The sequence below is a fragment of the Streptomyces sp. DSM 15324 genome, assembly GCF_001514285.1.
GTDB lineage: Bacteria > Actinomycetota > Actinomycetes > Streptomycetales > Streptomycetaceae > Streptomyces.
This window is the reverse complement of the sequence record NZ_KQ949037.1, coordinates 70,685-87,408: the sequence shown is the minus strand read 5'-3', so window position 1 is coordinate 87,408 and position 16,724 is coordinate 70,685. Positions and strand designations below refer to the sequence as shown.

General features: G+C 70.9%; 15 protein-coding genes and 2 pseudogenes. 5 read left to right on the top strand and 12 right to left on the bottom strand.

The window, feature by feature from the left end; genetic code table 11:
• Positions 1-115: 115 nt before the first annotated feature.
• The 4 genes from AQJ58_RS35570 to AQJ58_RS35555 are packed head-to-tail and all read right to left on the bottom strand — an operon-like array spanning position 116 to position 3,875.
• Positions 116-784 carry a response regulator gene (locus AQJ58_RS35570; protein ID WP_067257890.1) on the bottom strand — a complete coding sequence of 223 codons (669 nt, stop codon included), beginning with the start codon at positions 782-784 and terminating at the stop codon, positions 116-118.
• Complete coding sequence (locus AQJ58_RS35565) at positions 781-2,073, bottom strand: sensor histidine kinase (protein WP_067258175.1); 1,293 nt, start codon at positions 2,071-2,073, stop codon at positions 781-783. The genes AQJ58_RS35570 and AQJ58_RS35565 overlap by 4 nt, the downstream gene beginning before the upstream one ends.
• Positions 2,074-2,100: 27 nt before the next feature.
• A complete protein-coding gene (locus AQJ58_RS35560; protein ID WP_067257887.1) occupies positions 2,101-2,940 on the bottom strand; it encodes an ABC transporter permease in 840 nt (279 codons plus the stop codon).
• Positions 2,937-3,875, bottom strand: a complete 939-nt coding sequence (locus AQJ58_RS35555) for an ABC transporter ATP-binding protein (RefSeq protein ID WP_067257881.1) — start codon at positions 3,873-3,875, stop codon at positions 2,937-2,939. Before AQJ58_RS35555 ends, AQJ58_RS35560 begins: the two co-directional genes overlap by 4 nt.
• Positions 3,876-4,309: 434 nt before the next feature.
• Here AQJ58_RS35555 and AQJ58_RS35550 point away from each other — a divergent pair, with 434 nt between their 5' ends.
• The 5 genes from AQJ58_RS35550 to AQJ58_RS35530 are packed head-to-tail and all read left to right on the top strand — an operon-like array spanning position 4,310 to position 8,417.
• On the top strand, positions 4,310-4,978 hold the full coding sequence (locus AQJ58_RS35550; protein ID WP_067257877.1) for a DedA family protein: 669 nt from the start codon (positions 4,310-4,312) through the stop codon (positions 4,976-4,978).
• Positions 4,975-5,580 (top strand): phosphatase PAP2 family protein, encoded by a 606-nt coding sequence (locus tag AQJ58_RS35545; protein WP_067257876.1) that lies wholly within the window; start codon positions 4,975-4,977, stop codon positions 5,578-5,580. The genes AQJ58_RS35550 and AQJ58_RS35545 overlap by 4 nt, the downstream gene beginning before the upstream one ends.
• Positions 5,577-6,425, top strand: a complete 849-nt coding sequence (locus tag AQJ58_RS35540; RefSeq protein WP_067257874.1) for a phosphatase PAP2 family protein — start codon at positions 5,577-5,579, stop codon at positions 6,423-6,425. Before AQJ58_RS35545 ends, AQJ58_RS35540 begins: the two co-directional genes overlap by 4 nt.
• Positions 6,379-7,041, top strand: a complete 663-nt coding sequence (locus AQJ58_RS35535) for a response regulator transcription factor (RefSeq protein WP_067257872.1) — start codon at positions 6,379-6,381, stop codon at positions 7,039-7,041. Before AQJ58_RS35540 ends, AQJ58_RS35535 begins: the two co-directional genes overlap by 47 nt.
• A complete protein-coding gene (locus AQJ58_RS35530) occupies positions 7,038-8,417 on the top strand; it encodes a sensor histidine kinase (protein WP_067257869.1) in 1,380 nt (459 codons plus the stop codon). Before AQJ58_RS35535 ends, AQJ58_RS35530 begins: the two co-directional genes overlap by 4 nt.
• A gap of 28 nt (positions 8,418-8,445) precedes the next feature.
• Here the strand turns inward: AQJ58_RS35530 and AQJ58_RS35525 are convergent, their stop codons facing one another.
• The 8 genes and pseudogenes from AQJ58_RS35525 to AQJ58_RS35490 form a co-directional block, all read right to left on the bottom strand.
• A complete protein-coding gene (locus tag AQJ58_RS35525) occupies positions 8,446-9,237 on the bottom strand; it encodes a COG4705 family protein (protein WP_067257867.1) in 792 nt (263 codons plus the stop codon).
• 289 nt (positions 9,238-9,526) lie between these two features.
• Positions 9,527-10,168, bottom strand: a pseudogene (locus AQJ58_RS35520) (CoA transferase subunit B); the annotation flags it as partial.
• 20 nt (positions 10,169-10,188) lie between these two features.
• Positions 10,189-10,944 (bottom strand): CoA transferase subunit A, encoded by a 756-nt coding sequence (locus AQJ58_RS35515; RefSeq protein WP_067257865.1) that lies wholly within the window; start codon positions 10,942-10,944, stop codon positions 10,189-10,191.
• Between the two features lie 141 nt (positions 10,945-11,085).
• Positions 11,086-12,342: an MFS transporter gene (locus AQJ58_RS35510; protein ID WP_067257863.1), complete on the bottom strand. Its 1,257-nt coding sequence runs from the start codon at positions 12,340-12,342 to the stop codon at positions 11,086-11,088.
• A 242-nt stretch (positions 12,343-12,584) separates the two neighbouring features.
• A complete protein-coding gene (locus tag AQJ58_RS35505; RefSeq protein ID WP_067257860.1) occupies positions 12,585-13,532 on the bottom strand; it encodes a fumarylacetoacetate hydrolase family protein in 948 nt (315 codons plus the stop codon).
• Positions 13,533-13,617: 85 nt separating this feature from the next.
• Positions 13,618-14,556: a VOC family protein gene (locus tag AQJ58_RS35500; protein WP_067257857.1), complete on the bottom strand. Its 939-nt coding sequence runs from the start codon at positions 14,554-14,556 to the stop codon at positions 13,618-13,620.
• A 25-nt stretch (positions 14,557-14,581) separates the two neighbouring features.
• Complete coding sequence (locus tag AQJ58_RS35495) at positions 14,582-15,574, bottom strand: amidohydrolase family protein (protein ID WP_067257854.1); 993 nt, start codon at positions 15,572-15,574, stop codon at positions 14,582-14,584.
• Positions 15,571-16,698: pseudogene (locus AQJ58_RS35490) on the bottom strand (FAD-dependent oxidoreductase). The gene AQJ58_RS35495 and the pseudogene AQJ58_RS35490 overlap by 4 nt, the downstream one beginning before the upstream one ends.
• Between the last annotated feature and the right edge of the window lie 26 nt (positions 16,699-16,724).

Sequence of the window (16,724 nt, the reverse complement as noted above, 5' to 3'; positions counted from 1 at the left end):
GGCCCGCATCACCACCCTGCGCGTACACCGGTACCGCCTGGACATGTGAAGGGCGGCCCCGCGGCGCGCCCGCAGCGAGCAGGTCGCCGGTCTCCCCGGCCGCCGCTCATCGGGTTCAGTCCGCGTTGGGCCGGGCGAGGCCGTGGTCGTAGGCGAAGATCACGGCCTGGATCCGGTCGCGGGCTCCGATCTTGGCCAGGACGCGGCCGACGTGGGTCTTGACGGTCGACTCGGACAGGACGAACCGGGCGGCGATCTCGCCATTGGTCCAGCCCTTGCCGACGGCGACGAGGATCTCCCGCTCGCGGTCGGTGAGGGCACCGAGTCTCGGGTCCTCGGCGGCATCACCCCGTCGGGCGGGGACGTACTGGGCGAACTCGTCCAGAAGGCGGCGGGTGAGCGCGGGTGCGATCACCGCGTCTCCGGAGGCGACGGCGCGGATCCCCGCGAGGAGTTCCTCGGGGCGCGCGTCCTTGAGGAGGAAGCCGCTGGCCCCCGCCCGGATCGCGGCGTGGACGTACTCGTCGAGGTCGAACGTCGTGAGCACGAGGACGCGTGAGCGGCCGCCGGCGGCGACGATGCGGCGGGTGGCCTCGATGCCGTCCATGCCCGGCATGCGGACGTCCATCAGGACGACGTCCGGGCGCAGTTCGGCGGTCTTGCGGACGGCCTCCGCGCCGTGGGCGGCCTCCCCGACGACGTCGGTCTCGGGGACGGAGTCCAGGAGCAGGTGGAAGCCGTAGCGTTGCAGCTGTTGGTCGTCCACGATGAGGACGGTGGTCACCGGTCACCGCCCCGGGGCGTGAGGTCGAGGACGGCTTCGACGCTCCATCCTCCGCCGCCCGTCGGTCCCGCGCTGACGGTGCCTCCGTACAGAGCCGCTCTCTCCCGCATGCCCACCAGGCCGTGTCCTTCCTCGTTCGGCGGTCCGGACAGTGTGGCCGGGCCGGTGTCCTGGACCCGGATGGTCAGCCGGGTGTCCGTCACGGCGACCGCCAGGTGCACCTGGGCGTCGCCGGCGGCGTGCTTCATGGTGTTGGTGAGGGCCTCCTGGACGATGCGGTACACCGTCAGTTGAACCCCGCCGTCCAGGGCCTCGATGTCGCCGGAGGTCCGGTAGACGACCTCCAGCCCGGCGGCGCGCACGGTGGCGCACAGTGCGCCGATGTCCGCGATGCCGGGCTGCGGGCTGAGCTCGGGCCCACCGGCCGGACCGTCCTCTGCCTCGCGCAGCACGCCGAGCACGCGCCGCAGCTCGCCCAGGGCCTGCCGGCCGGTGTCCCCGATGAGCCGCAGGGCCTCCTTGCCCCGTTCGGGTGCGATGTCGCCGGCGTAGGCGCCGGCGTAGGCGAGCGTGATGATGACGGACAGGTTGTGGCCGACGATGTCGTGCATCTCGCGCGCCACGCGGGTGCGTTCGGTGGCCGTGGCCAGCCTGCTGCGCTGGTCGCGCTCGATCTCCAGCCGGGCCGCGCGCTCCCGCAGGCCGGCGAGCTGGGCCCGGCGGATCCGGATCACCAGGCCGAGCGCGAGGGCTGCCGTCGCCGTGCTGAGCAGGAAGAACAGCGCGTCCCAGACGGACACGACCGCGGACGCGCGGACCGCGACCGCGACCGCGACCAGCAGCATGGCTCCCGCCATGACCGCAGCGGCCCACGGCAGCTGCCGCAGCCGACCGTGCAGGGCCAGGCTGTACAGGGCGACGAAGAGCGCGACGTCCGCACGCAGCGCCGCGCCCAGGGACCATTGGACGACGAACACCATGGCGATGACACCGAAGGCCGCCATGGGCTTGCGTCGCCGCCACAGCAGGGGCAGTACCAGTCCTGCCTGGAGTGCCAGCATTCCCGCGACGGACAACTCGGTGAAGGCAAGCCGGAAGCGGCGCGGGCCGTCGCCGTCGTCCACCCCGCCGCGCAGCAGGTCGGGCAGGCAGAACATCCCGAAGACGAGGACCACGACCACGGTGTCCAGCACCCACGGATGGGTCCGGTCGGCCTGCCGCAACCGCTGGCCGCCCCGGGACAGCCGGGCGACCAGCGGTCCCATCCCGCTGAGGTCATCGGTGGTCACGAAGGTCACCTGTCCATGGTGCGGGCGTCAGACGTCGGTGCGTGCGAGCCGGTACGCCGCGCCGCCCAGCGCGAGCGCCGTCCAGCACAGGAAGACCAGCAGTCCGGCGCCCGGCGACAGGGCCGTGGAGTCGTGGGTCAGCGCGAACATCGACTCACCCGCGTTGGAGGGCAGGTAGGGGCTGATGTCGTCCTGCCAGGAACTCGGGAGCAGGGAGATCAGTCCCGGGATCAGCATCAGGGCGGCGACCAGCACCGAGATCCCTCCGGCCACCGACCGCAGCAGCGCGCCCAGGGCGGCGCCGATCACCCCGACCAGGCCGAGGTAGAGCCCGGCGCCCAGCAGGCTCCGCAGTACACCGGCGTGCGAGAGGCTCATGGCCGCGGGCGTGCCCGAGACGATTCCACTGCCGAACAGGAAGGAGACGAACCCGCCCACCGTCCCCACGATCAGTGCGACCAGCCCGAACACGGCCGCCTTGGACCACAGCACGGGCAGCCGGCGGGGCACCGCCGCGAGCGTGGAACGGATCATGCCGGTGGAGTACTCGCCCGCCGTGACCAGCACGCCGAGCACGCCCAGGGCCAGCTGGGCGAAGTTCGTACCGAACAGGGACAGGCTGACGGCCGTCGAATCGGCGAAGTCCCGGTCCAGGTGGCCCGAGGCGATCCCCGACTTGTAGCGACTCGCGGAGATCAGGCCGAAGGCCACCAGGAACAGCAGGCCGAGGCCCAGGGTGATCCAGGTCGAGCGCAGGGACCACAGCTTGGCCCACTCGGAGGCGAGCACGCGCCGTCCTGTCACCCGGTAGGCGGGGCGGGCGGAAGAGGTCCTGGGTTCCTCCGCGGTTGCGGTGAGGGTGCTCATGCGGGCCTCCCGAGGGTGTCGATGCCGGTCGTGGTGCCGTGGTACTCCACGGCATCCCTGGTCAGGTCCATGAACGCCTCCTCCAGGGACACCGTCCGCACGCTCAGCTCGAACAGCGCGATCCCGTGCTCGGCGGCCTTCAGCCCGATCTCGCGGGCGGTCAGCCCGGTCACCTGCAGCTCTTCCGAGCCGATCCGGCCGGTGACGTCGACGTCCGGCCCGGCAAGTACGTCTCGCAGCCGGGCCGGGTCCTGGGTGACCACCTTCACCGTGTCCCCGCCGGCCTCACGGATCAGGTCCGTCACGGTCGTGTCGGCCAGCAGGTGCCCGCGTCCCACGACGATCAGGTGGTCCGCCACCAGGGCCATCTCGCTCATCAGGTGGGAGGACACGAACACCGTCCGGCCCTCGTCGGCGAGCCCCTTCAGGAGGTTGCGGATCCAGAGCACCCCTTCCGGGTCCAGCCCGTTGACCGGCTCATCGAGCATCACCGTCTGCGGATCGCCGAGCAGCGCCGCCGCGATGCCCAGCCGCTGGCCCATCCCGAGAGAGAAGGCGCCGGCCCGCTTCTTCGCCACGCTGTCGAGTCCGGCGAGGCCGATGACCTCGTCGACCCGGCTGCCGGGAATGCCGTGGGTGAGCGCGAGCGCTCTGAGATGGTTGTATGCCGAGCGGCCCGGGTGGATCGACTTCGCCTCCAGGAGGGCACCGACCTCCTGGAGCGGCGCCCGGTGATGGGCGTAGGGGTGGCCGTTCACGGTGACGGAACCGCTCGTCGGGGCGTCAAGGCCGACGATCATGCGCATGGTCGTGGACTTGCCCGCGCCGTTGGGCCCCAGGAAGCCGGTCACCGTGCCGGGCTTCACGACGAAGTCCAGCCCGTCGACGGCCGTCTTCTCGCCGTACCTCTTGGTCAACCGCCGTGCGTCGATCATTCGCGTTCTCCCTGTCGGGCTCCGGCGTCCGTCACCTCGGACGCCTCACCGGCAACGGTAGGTGCCGCATCACCCGAATCCGGTGGTACTGGGAGGCTGAACCGCGGCGGGCCGGTAGTACCGCGGTACTACGTGGCCACGTGGCCCCCTGCGCTGCCTTCCGCGTTCGTTGACGTGCGGCGTGCGGCGTGCGACGGGCGGTGGACGGGCCCGAGCGGGTGAGGAACCGCAGATTGACCGCAGTCGCGCCGACTCCGGCGGGCAGCACGTGGTGGCCGCGCACGCCGCGCGTCCTTGATGGGAACGTTCCTCACTCCGCCATCGTCTACAGTTCAGTAGACCGTCTACAGGATTGTAGTCACGTGTCGGATGGGCCGTGCCGGTGTTCTGTCGCATCCCGACGGTCCGGAAGAACGATGAAGGGGCTTTCGACGATGACCACCGCCACCTACCTGTCGTCGCAGCTCGCCGTCAATGTGCTCGACGCGCGGTCGCTGCTGTCCGCGTTCGGCGTGCTGGGCGTCGGCGTGGTGCTGTTCGCCGAGACCGGACTGCTGATCGGCTTCTTCCTGCCGGGCGACTCGCTGCTGTTCACGGCCGGTCTGCTGTGCACGGGCGCCGACGACCGCGGCCTGAAGCTGTCGCTCGCCCCGCTCCTGGTCGCCGCGGCGGTGGGGGCGCTGGCCGGCTCGCAGTGCGGCTACCTCCTGGGCCGTCGAGCGGGCGGCACCCTGCTCGCCCGTAGCCGCTCGGCCCGCCTGCACGAGGGGGCGAGACGCGCGGAGGAGCTTTTGGAGCGGTACGGGTACGCGAAGGCGATCGTCCTGGCCCGCTTCGTTCCGGTGGTGCGCACGGTCCTGAATCCCATGGCGGGCGCCCTGCGGGTGCCGGTGCGGACGTTCACCGTCTGGCAGGTGACCGGAGGGCTCGTGTGGAGCCTGGGCCTCACCCTGGCGGGCTATGCGCTGGGCTCCTCCGTGCCGAACGTGGACCACTATCTGCTGCCGATCGTCGCGGTGATCGTGGCCCTGTCGCTGATTCCGGTCGCCTCCGAGGTGTACCGCTCGCGCCGGGCCGCGAAGGCGAAGGAGGCACGCGGATGATTCTCGCCCTTGACGGCTCGTCGGTCGACGGCTCGGCCTACAGCGACGTGGTGAACCTCGCCCGCCACTCCCCCGTCCGGCTGGACGACACGGTGTCGGCCTGGTCGACGTACGGGCTCGCCCTGTTCGCGGTGCTCATGGCCGTCGGCTGGTGGCACGCCCGGCGTGTCGGCGCCACCGCCTCGGTGACGGCGCTCGCCGTGCCGTTCGTCGTGGTCGTGGCCTTCGGGGTGGACGCGGTGCTGAAGCTGCTGGTGCGCGAGGACCGGCCCTGCCAGAGCCTGCGGGTGACCACGCTGGAGGCGTGTCCGGCACCCGGCGACTGGTCCTTCCCCAGCAACCACGCGGCCGTCGCCGCCGCGGCGGCCGTAGCCCTGCTGTTCGTCTCCCGCCGGCTCGGCGCCCTCGCCGCGGCGGCCGCCTGCGCGATGGCCGTCTCACGTGTCTGGGTGGGCGCGCACTACCCCCACGACGTGCTGGCAGGCGTCGTGGTGGGCGCCGTGACCGCCCTGCTCCTCATGTCGGCCCTGCGCAGGCGTGCGGAGTCCGCAGCCCTGCGGCTCGCGGCCACCCGTCTGCGTCCGCTGCTGGTGGGATCGTGAAACGCGGCGAGGTCGCCGAACTGGCCGGCAGCTGCGGCCTCGGCGCGTGGACGGCCTTCGGCGTGCTGACCATGGTCGTGGTGGGCCACCAGGGCATACCGCTGTTCGCGGACGCCGACATCCTCTCGTGGTCCGTCGGCCACCGCCCCGACGTGGCGGTGGCATTCGCCCGCGGGCTGACCGACACCGGGACCGGTGTCGTCCCGTACGCGCCGGCGGTGCTGGCCGGAATCATCGCGGGGCGCACCTCACGGCAGCGCGCACTCGCCGTCGCGCTCTGTCTGGGCTGCCTCGGGGCGGGCCAGGCGCTGCGGTACGCGGTGATGGCGCTCGTCGCCCGGCCGCGGCCACCCCTGACGGACTGGGCGACGCATGCCTCGGGATGGGCGTTCCCGTCCGGTCACACCACCACGGCGGCCCTCACCGCGGGGCTGCTGATCATCGCCGTGCGGGTGCGTGGGCCGCGCGGCACGACCCCGCTCACCCTGGTCATCGGCGGCTGGGGCGCCCTGGTCGGCCTGACCCGCGTCTACCTCGGAGTGCACTGGTTCACCGACGTCATCGGCGGCTGGCTGTTCGCCCTCGGCTGGCTGGGCCTTTACCTGTGCGCCGTGGCCCGCTGGCTCCCCGACCGATGGACCCCCGGCACGACGGACACGGACACCGGCTCGGCGCGCGAGACGGCAGAACCGACGGGCAGCACAGCCGAGACGGCAGAACCGACGGGCAGCACAGCAGGGGGCCGAACGCGCACAGCGCCCGAACAGACGGACCTGGCACGAGAGCAGAAGGAGGACCATGCGCCAGACGATCCTGGTCGTCGAGGACGATCACGCCCTGCGTGACGTGCTGATGCGCGGACTGCGCGACGAGGACTTCGACCCCGTGCCCGCACCGGACGGCGCCACCGCCCTACGACTGGCCACCCCCGACATCTCCGCCGCCGTGCTCGACATCGGGCTGCCGGACGCCGACGGCCGGGACGTGTGCCAGGCGATGCGCGCCAACGGATTCCTCTCCCCCGTCATCTTCCTGACCGCCCACCACCGGCTGGCCGACCGGCTGTCCGGGTTCTCGGCCGGAGGCGACGACTACCTGCCCAAGCCGTTCCACCTCGCCGAACTCGCGGCCCGCCTGCGGGCAGCCCTCAAACGGGCCGCACCGCCGCCTGCCGCCACAGCGGGCGACCTGGCACTGGACGCCGTGCGGCACATGGTCAGCGTCCAAGGCACCCGAGTCGACCTGACACCGACCGAGTTCCGTCTCCTGGCGGCCCTCATGGCGGCTTCCGGCGGCATCGTGCGCCGCCACGAGCTGGTCCGGGCGGCCTGGCCCGAAGGCGCCCAGGTCCACGACAACACCCTCGACCAGTATCTGACCCGCCTGCGCCGCAAGCTGCGGGCGGCGGGCAGCGAGCGGACGATCGGCACGGCCCGCGGGATCGGCCACCGGCTGTCATGAGCGGCACCCGCCACCGGCTGCGGCCCGCCGTGACCGCCTTCCTCCACCGTCTGGCGCCCCGCACGCTGCGCGGCCGTCTCTCCCTCGTGGCCCTCACCACGGCCGCGCTGCTGATGCTGGTCCTCACCGTCACCTTCAACGCCGTGGCCCGGCACCGCCTCCAGCACCAGGCGGACGACGAACTGCGCACCCGCGCCGCCGCCGTCGCGACGACCATCGACACCACCGGCACGACCGTGCGGGTCCTGGAGACCTCCAACGACGCCCTCCTCGACGCCAACGTGTGGATCTACGGCGACGGACACCTTCTGGAAGAGCCGCCGAACGCCGGTCCCCTCACCCGCGTCGCCGACGCCCTCGCCGGGCATGGCGGGCCGCGGTGCGTCACCGCCGACGTGGACAGCCCCTTCCGGCTGTGCTCACAGCGGGTGTCCTCGGACAAGAGCGGGGTTCTGGTGGTCACCGCGCTCGACCTTTCCCCCTACCGGAGTTCGGCCGACACCCTGCTCCTGGGATCGCTCGCCCTGGACGCCGTGATGCTCGCCTGCACCTATGCCCTGACCCGGCTGGCGGTGGGCCGCGCGCTGCGCCCGGTCCGCAGGATGACCGATCAGGCCACCCAGTGGAGCGCCGTCGCTTCCGAAGAACGCTTCGGCCATACGCGGCACCCGGCCGAACTCGCGCGCCTCGGTGCGTCGCTGGACGCCATACTGGACCGCATCCGCACCCTCCTGCGCCACGAGCGGCAGCTCACCGGCGAACTCTCGCACGAGCTGCGCACACCCCTGAGCCGGATCATCGCCGAACTCGACTGGTGGCGGACTCACCCCCGCACCGCCGACCAGACGCACGCCACCCACAAGGTCATCGCCGAAGCCGCCCAGTCCATGCGCACCATCTGCGACACCCTCCTCGACGACGCCCGCGGCGGCACACTCACCGCTCCCGGCACCGCCGAGGTCCTCCCCGCGCTGCGGCGCCTCACCGAAGTCCTCGACACGCCATGTCACTTGACGGTCGCTGCTGACGGCCCACCTCTGGCGGCCGGAGTCCCACCCGCCCTCCTCGAGCGCATCGTCAGCCCGCTCCTGACCAACGCCTGCCGATACGCCCGCTCCAAGATCACCGTCCGCGCCTACCGCGCAGGCGACGGCGTGCGCATCGACGTCATCGACGACGGCCCCGGCGTGCCGCCCCCGTTCACCGGACAGCTCTTCGAGCCCGGTCGGCGCGCGGATCCCGGCGACGGACACAGCGGAGCGGGCCTGGGTCTGCCGCTGGCGCGACGCCTGGCCCGCTCCGCCGGGGGCGAGGTGACGTACGACCCCGGACACACCCCCGGGGCACGGTTCGTGGTCAGCCTGCCCGCCGGGTGACCACGCCGCACTCGACGCCACCGGCGCATCATGGCGTGATGTCGCGCTGGACGTCCTTGCGGGAGACGGCCAGGTAGCCGACGAAGCCGAGGATCGCCACCGTCCAGGACAGCGTGACGGGCCCCAGGCCCAGGTCGAGTCCGCCCCTGCCGTGGCCGACGGCCATCCAGTCGGCGACAGAGGCACCGAGCGGCCGGGTGATGACGTACGCCGCCCAGAACGCGGCCACCGCGTTCAGGCTCCCCCACCGGTGGGCGACGGCCGGAACGGCGATCGCGGCGGCGTACAGGACTGCGGATCCCAGGTACCCGAGGCCGATGGTGGCGGTGAGGTCGCCCGCGGCGGTGCCCAGCGCGAACGTGGCCAGCACGGCGGCCCAGTAGAAGCTCTCGCGGCGCCGGGTGTGGATGCTGTGGATCGACAGGGTGCGCTCGACGCGGTGCCAGAGGGCGAAGACCGCCGCCAGCGCGGCCATGAAGAACGGGGTCGAGAGCGTGTACGGCACGCCGAGGCCGACGTGCAGGACGTCGGCGGCCATCGTGCCGAACACGCTGACCATGACGATCGCCGTCCAGTAGACCCAGGCCACGTACCGACGGACGGCGAACTGCACCGCGAGAGCGGCCACCAGGGCGATGCCGCCGAGGCCGACAGCGGGGACCGGGCCGAGCAGGTGGGCCAGGAAATCGGACGCCGTCTCACCCATCCCGGTGGTCAGCACCTTGATGATCCAGAAGTAGACGGTCACCTCCGGCACCTTGCTCGCCGCGTGACGGATGTGGCCCGCGGGCCGGTCGTGAGTGAGGTGATCAGTCGACATGGCAGGCACCATGACATGGCGCCCGGACCTCGCCCCAGACCCCTTTGCCAGAGTTTTGGCGCTTCCGGTACGGGAGTTTCCCCATGCCCGTCAGAGCCTGAGCACAACCTGAACACCGAAGCTTCCAGGACACAGAACCGCGAAAGCGTGATCGGGGAGTGTAACAGGCTGGTGCGCGATTGCCCGGGGCAACTTGTTCGGGCGGAGTGGCACTATCGGGCGTGCCGGGTAAGGCCGAATAGAGCGCCGGTGGGATCGCGCAAGACCACGTCTCCGTTGGCGTCCCGGCGGCGGAGAGGTGGTCCAAGCGGAGTGGCGCGTCGGTGCGGGCCGTGATGTCCTCGATGGTGACGCCGGGGGCCATTTCGACGAGTGCGAGGCCGTCGGGTGTGATGTCGAGGACGCCGAGGTCGGTGATGATGCGGTGGACGCACTGTTCGCCGGTGAGTGGGAGGGTGCACTCCTTCACGATCTTGGGGCTGCCGTCCTTTGCGGTGTGCTCCATGAGCACGATGACGCGGCGGGCGCCGTGGACGAGGTCCATGGCGCCGCCCATGCCCTTGACCATCTTGCCGGGGATCATCCAGTTGGCGAGGTCGCCGGTGGCGGAGACCTGCATGGCGCCGAGGACGGCGGTGTCGATGTGGCCGCCGCGGATCATGCCGAAGGAAAGAGCCGAGTCGAAGAAGCTCGCGCCGGGCAGGACAGTGACGGTCTCCTTGCCGGCGTTGATGAGGTCGGGGTCGACCTCATCGTCAGTCGGGTAGGGGCCGGTGCCGAGGATGCCATTTTCGGAGTGCAGGACGACGTGGACGCCGGGTGGGAGGTGGCCGGGGATGAGAGTGGGCAGGCCGATGCCGAGGTTGACGTAGGAGCCGTCGGTGAGTTCGGCGGCGGCGCGGGCGGCCATCTGGTCGCGGGTCCAGCCCAGCTGCGTATCGGGCGTGGTGGTCATGCGCGTACGGTCCTTCTCTCGATCTTCTTGTCGGCCGCCTCGGCCGAGGTCAGTTCCACCACCCGCTGGACGAAGACGCCCGGCAGGTGGACCGCCTCGGGGCTCAACTCGCCCGGTTCCACGAGTTCTTCGACCTCGGCGATGGTGATGCGGCCGGCCATGGCGGCGAGGGGGTTGAAGTTGGCGGCCGCCTTGCGGAAGACGAGGTTGCCGTGGCGGTCGCCGCGCCAGGCCCGTACGAGGGCGAAGTCGGTGGTGATGCCGTGCTCCAGGACGTAGGTACGGTCGTTGAAGTCGCGGGTCTCCTTGGGCGGGGAGGCCACGGCCACCGTGCCGTCGGCCGCGTACCGCCAAGGCAGACTGCCTTTCGCCACCTGGGTGCCCACCCCGGCCGGGGTGTAGAAGGCGGGGATGCCCGCGCCGCCGGCGCGCAGCCGCTCGGCGAGCGTGCCCTGCGGCACCAGCTCCACTTCCAACTCGCCCGACAGATACTGACGGGCGAACTCCTTGTTCTCGCCCACGTAGCTGCCCGTGACGCGGGCGATCCGGCCGTCGGCCAGCAGGACCCCGAGTCCGTGCCCGTCCACACCACAGTTGTTCGACACGACCTCCAGACCTGTCGCGCCTTGGGCGTGCACGGCTTGGATGAGTACGTCGGGGATGCCGCTGAGGCCGAAGCCGCCGACGGCCAGGGAGGCTCCGTCGGGGATGTCGGCGACCGCCTCGTCGGCGCTTGGGCGGGCCTTGTCCATGGGTGAGAGGGCCTTTCTGCTGGTTCGGGTGCCCCGGCGGCGCGGGGCGCGTGGTTCAGGTTTCCTGGCGCACGGCGTCCGAGACCGGCGCGGCGCCGCTGTGCGCGGTGAGGCCGCCGTCGGTCGGGGTCTCCAGGGTGTTCACACGGATCGTGCGGGGCCCGTGTGCACGGCCCGCCGCCCGGCGACCAGCAGCCCGAGCGCGATTGCCGCGGTGGCCAGGCCCAGCAGGCCCACGGCACCGGCCAGAGTGCCGACCACCGACTCGACGGCGAGCAGCACCAGCGGGCACACGAAACAGCCACCGAAGTAGGCAGATGTCCACAGCCCCGTGCCCCGGCCGCGGTCCTCGTACTTCAGCCGGGACATGGCACTGGTGAGGACCGCCGGCAACAGCATTCCCGTACCCAGGCAGTTGATCACTGCACCGACGACCATCAGCGGGATGCTGTCGGCGAGGAACATCACGCCGAAACCGGCCGCGCAGATGGTGAGGACGGCGGGCAGCATCGGGTCGGGGGAGCGCTTCAGCCGGGCGAAGGTGATCGCTCCGGCCACCGTGGCAGCGCTCGCGCCCGCGGTTGCCAGACCGATGACACCAGTGTTCTCCACGCCGAGGTCATCGAGCAGGTACGACATCTCCGCGGGAACGGTGTAGAAAATCATCGCCCCGAAGAAGGTCAGGGCGCAGATGCCCGTCATCTGCCGCCAAAGGAAGGGGCGATGGGCAGCCGGGAGACCTTCCACGGCTGTCTTTGTGACCTCGCCCGCCGTCGGTCTGGGCAGGGCGAAGGCCAGCATCGGGGCAAGCAGCAGGCTCACCGCGTACACCCAGAACGGGACCCGCCAGCCTGCCGCACCGGCAGCGCCGCCGAGCACGAAGAACGCCGTGGCGGACGCGGAGGCGCACATGGTCTGCAGGGCGAGGTACTTCACCCGCCGGTGACCGGAGTAGTAGTCGCCGATCAGGGTGGTGCAGCAGGTCATGATGGCAGCCTCGGTGACGCCGACCAGGGCGCGGCTGGCGATGATAGCGCCCAGCGAGTCCAGCCAGAGCGGTGCAGTGCCGAACAGCGCGTACAGGACGGTCGCCACCAGGAGCAGACGCTTGCGGCCCACGCGGTCCACGATCACACCGGCGAACGGCGCCAGCAGCGCCAGCGCCAGCGCCGGAATGGTCAGCGCCAGAGGGACGAGCGCCTTGGCGCCGGTGGTCGAGGCGAAGTGGTCCTGCATCCTCGGCAGCACAGGAGCGATCAGTACCGCCCCCAGCACGGGCAGACAACTGCCCGCCATCAGCGCGCTCACCCGTAGCAGGTGTGCCGGGCCCGACACACTCACGGACGGCAGGGCGGACTCGTCGATCGCGGCGGAGGGCAAGGGAACGGAAGCAGTCATGGCAACTCCTGGGGACGGTGTGTGGAGTGGGCATGCCGTACAGGCGCCAACGGCGCTCGTATGCCGGGAGGACGTCACGCCGACGCAGAACGGGGACGCGGCGTGCAGGTGGGACGACTATGCGGCCTCGGGGGCCCGCCGCCCACCCTCCGTGCGATCGGTATGCCGGATCCGGCTCATCCGCGCGACCGATGCGGTGTCGTGGCTGAGCAGGGCGGGTGTGACGTCGGAGTCCGGTCCGTTCAGGGTCGGCTTCGGGGACGTCGGCGTCCGGTCGGGAGGGGTACCGGCTCCGGGCCGGGGATGACGGTGTTGCGGACGGAGCCGAGGACGTCCGCGGTGAGGGCGACGGTGTCGCCCGGCTTCAGCGGCGGCGGGATCCGCTCCCCTCGGAGACCCCACAGTTCGGCCAGGCAGCCGCCGTTGCCGCAGGTGCCCGAGCCGAGCACGTCGCCGGGGCGGACGACGGTACCGCGCGAGGCGTAGGCGATCATCTCCTCGAAGGTCCAGCTCATGTTGGACAGCAGGTCCTTGCCGACGACCACGCCGTTGATCTCCGAGGTCAGTGCGAGGCGCAGGAAGCCGTCGGCGTCCCGGTACGGCTCCAGCTCGTCCGGGGTCACGAGGTGGGGGCCGAGGGTGGTGGCGGTGTCCTTGCCCTTGCAGGGGCCGAGTCCGACCTGCATTTCGCGGATCTGGAGGTCGCGGGCCGACCAGTCGTTGAACAGGGTGTATCCGGCGATGTGGTCGCGCGCTTGCTCGGGCGTCAGGTCGCGGCCCTCGCGGCCGATGACGACCGCGACCTCGAGTTCGAAGTCCAGCACCTTGCTGCCGGGGGGATACGGGACGTCGTCGTGCGCGCCGATCAGGGCTTGGGGGTTGGTGAAGTAGAAGGTGGGTGCGTCGTACCACGCCTCGGGTACGCCGCGGTCCCCGGAGCGCCGTACGCCCTCGATGTGCTCTTCGAAGGTGTAGAAGTCGCGCACGGACGGCGGTTCCAGGGGCGGGAGCAGCCGTACGGCGTCCAGCGGGACCGGGTCCGCGGTGGGTGGGAGGTCCGTTGCCGCTCGCGGGAGGCCGGAGCAGATCAGGTCGAGCAGTGTCGTGCCGTCGGGGAAGGGACGTATGGCGGCACCGTCCATCACGCCGCAGTGGCGGCGGCCCTGATACTCGTACGTGGCGAAGCGCATGGGGGCTCCAGAGGGCTGGGCCGGGGTCACGGCGGGCACTCAGGGCGATGAGCGGGGCATCGCCGTGCCCCCGGAGTAGGGAGGATCAGACCGGCGGGGCGATGAAGCAGCCGCGGTCGGGGTCGTTGAAGGACTCCTTGGCGACCAGTTCGTTCACGGGGTTGGCCGTGCCCCACTGGTCGGAGACCTCGTCGGTGGAGAAGTCGTAGACGTGGGGGTGCCAGGTGTCCTCGTCCAACTGCTCCAGTTCGGTGGTGTACTCGACGGTGTTGCCGTGCGGGTCGTGGAAGTAGGAGAAGGTGTTGTCGCCCGCGTAGTGGCGGCCGGGGCCCCATACCTTGTGCACCCCGGCGCGCAGCAGTCGGCCGGTGCCGCGCATGTACTCGTCGATGCCGCGCATCTCGAAGGAGATGTGGTGCAGGGCGGTGTGCGGGCCCTGGGCGATGGCCATGGAGTGGTGCTGGGAGCTGATCCGCATGAAGTGCATGGCCTCGCCCATCCTGGGGTGCCAGAGGGTGTCGGAGAGCCGAAAGCCGAGGTGGCGCTCGTACCACTCCTTGGTGGCGTTGAGATCGGGGGAGTTGATGACGACGTGCGACAGCTTGACCGGGATCGACTCCTTCTCCTCGATCTTGCGGTGCTGTCGTACGGTGACGTCCGCGGAGACCTCGATGGTGCGCCCGTCGATGTCGAAGAAGCGGAAGCCGTAGCCGCCTCCGGGTGTGTCGACCTTGCCCGGCTGGGAGATCAACTGCACTCCTCCGGCGAGGAGTTGTTCAGCGAGGGTATCGACGTCGGCCGGGGTGGCGGCGCCGTAGGAGATGAGGTCGAGGCGCTTCTCCTCATCCTTGCGCAGCCGCACGATGTACTGCTCGGGGCTGCCCTCGGCAGCGAGGAAGGAGACGCCGGAGTCCTCGGCGATCTTGGTCAGGCCCCAGATGCCGGCGTAGAAGTCGAGTTGTTTGTCGTAGTCGGGAACGGCGAGGTCGACATGCCTCAGGTGGGTGAGCAGACGCTCGGTCATGAGTGGGGCTCCTGTTCGAGTGGCCTCAGGTGAGGCGCAGCAGCGATGCCGCGTTGGCACCACGAATGGCGTGGAAGTCGGGGTCGGGCAGGTGAGCGGCTCGCAGGGCGGCCAGTGGGTCGTCGGCCCCCATGTCGAAGGGGAAGTCGGAACCGAGCAGCACCCGGTCGGTGCCCGCGATCCGGATCAGCTCGCGCAGGACGGACGGGTCGTGGACGAGCGAGTCGAAGTACAGCCGCTTGAGGTAGCTGCTGGGTGGGTGGGCGCAGCCCTTGGCATCGGGACGGACCCGCCAGGCGTGGTCGGAGCGGCCGATGTGGGTGGGAAGATAGCCGCCCCCGTGCGCGGCTATCAGCTTCAGCTCCGGGTGCCGGTCCAGGACACCGGAGAAGATCAGGTGGGAGAGCGCGACGGCGTTCTCGGTGGGCTGGCCGACGGTGTTGGACAGGTACCACTGGTCCAGGCGTTCGTCGAGGGTGCAGCCGTAGGGGTGCAGGAACAGCACCGCCCCGGTCTCCTCGGCGCGGCTCCAGAAGGGTTCGTATGCGGGGTCCGACAGTTCGCGGCCGGGTGCGTGCGAGGAGATCTCGATACCCGACAGGTCCTGTTCCAAGGCGTGTTCGAGAGCCTCGACGGCCAGGTGAGGGTGCTGGAGCGGGACCAGCCCGAGGCCGCGCAGCCGCTCCGGTGCCTGCGCGCAGTGTGCCGCGACACCGGTGTTGGCCAGCTCCCACACGGTGCGCGCCAGCTCCTCGTCCGCCCAGTAGTGGTAGTCGGGGACGGGAGACACGAGCTGTATGTCGACACCGCAGGCGTCCATCGCGGCCAGGCGGGCTTTGGCGTCGGCCAGCATGGGGATGCGTTCACGGATCATGGGTCCACTGACGGCCTGGGCCTTTGGGCCGTTGCGGCGGGCCTCCAGAGCGCGTGCGGCGGCGCGTTCCGGCCACCCGGCGACGGCCTCCTCCAGCTCGGGGAGTACGACGTGGGCGTGGACGTCGACGGTCGGCGTTGTCACGGCAGTTCCGTCAGCATGGTCATCGTGCGGCCGATCAAACCGGGCACGTCGGCGTCGCGTACCCCGTCCAGCTGCCACTGGCAGATCTGGACGGCGCCGTCCACGACCAGCCGGACCCTGGGGATGCGCCGCTCGTAGTAGGCCGTGAGCAGTTCGTCGTTCCAGTCGTCGTGGTCGGCGAGCAGCTCCGCCAGGACCAGGGCGTCCTCCAGGGACATCGCGGCGCCCTGGGCGAGAGTAGGCGGGCAGCTGTGCGCGGTGTCGCCGACGAGCACGACGCGGCCGCGGTGCCAGGAGCCCTCGACCAGGTGCCGGGTGAACACCGTGTAGTTGACTTTCTTCGGATCGGTGATGGACGCGCGGATCTCGTCCCAGGCACCGCCGTACGGCTCGGCGAGACGGCGCATCTCCTCGGCGTAGGCGTCGGGGACGAGGCTCGCGCGGTCCCGCTGAGGTTCCACCAGGTACGCGTAGAGGGAGTCCGGGCCGGTGGGACAGTAACCGGCGATGTAACAGGGTCCGCCGTAAGCGAGATCAGTGCGCTCGACACGTGCGGGACGAGGTGCGCAGACACGCCAGATCCCCATGCCGACGGGTTCGGGCCGCTCGATCATGCCGATCATGGCGCGGGTCGCGGAGTGCAGTCCGTCGGCGGCGACGACCAGGTCGTACCGGCCCGACGTGCCGTCGCTGAAGGTGACGTCGACACCTGCGGCGTCCTGTTCCAGCTGCTGGACGGTGGTGCCCAGCCGGACCCGGGCACCGGATCTTTGGACCGCGTCGATGAGGATGCGCTGGAGGTCCGCCCGTTGCATGCCGACAACCGCAGGCAGGTCCGGTCCGCCAGTGTGGTGATGCGCGTCGACGTGCAGCACCGTCCCGTCGGGAGCGGTGATGCCGAGCGCGTCGAACCCGAAGCCGTGCTTCTCGACCTCCTCCCACACGCCGATCTCGCGCAGGACGCGCAGGGCGTTGCCTTGAGTGGTGATGCCGGAGCCGTGGACGTTCTAGTCGGCCTGGGCTTCGACGAGGTCGACGTCGATGCCGGCTTTGCGGAGCAGGACGGTCAGGCCGTTTCCTGCGGTGCCGCCGCCGACGACGAGGACGGTGCGAGTGTCGGTCATGGGAACTCCCTTGTTCCTCTGGCTGT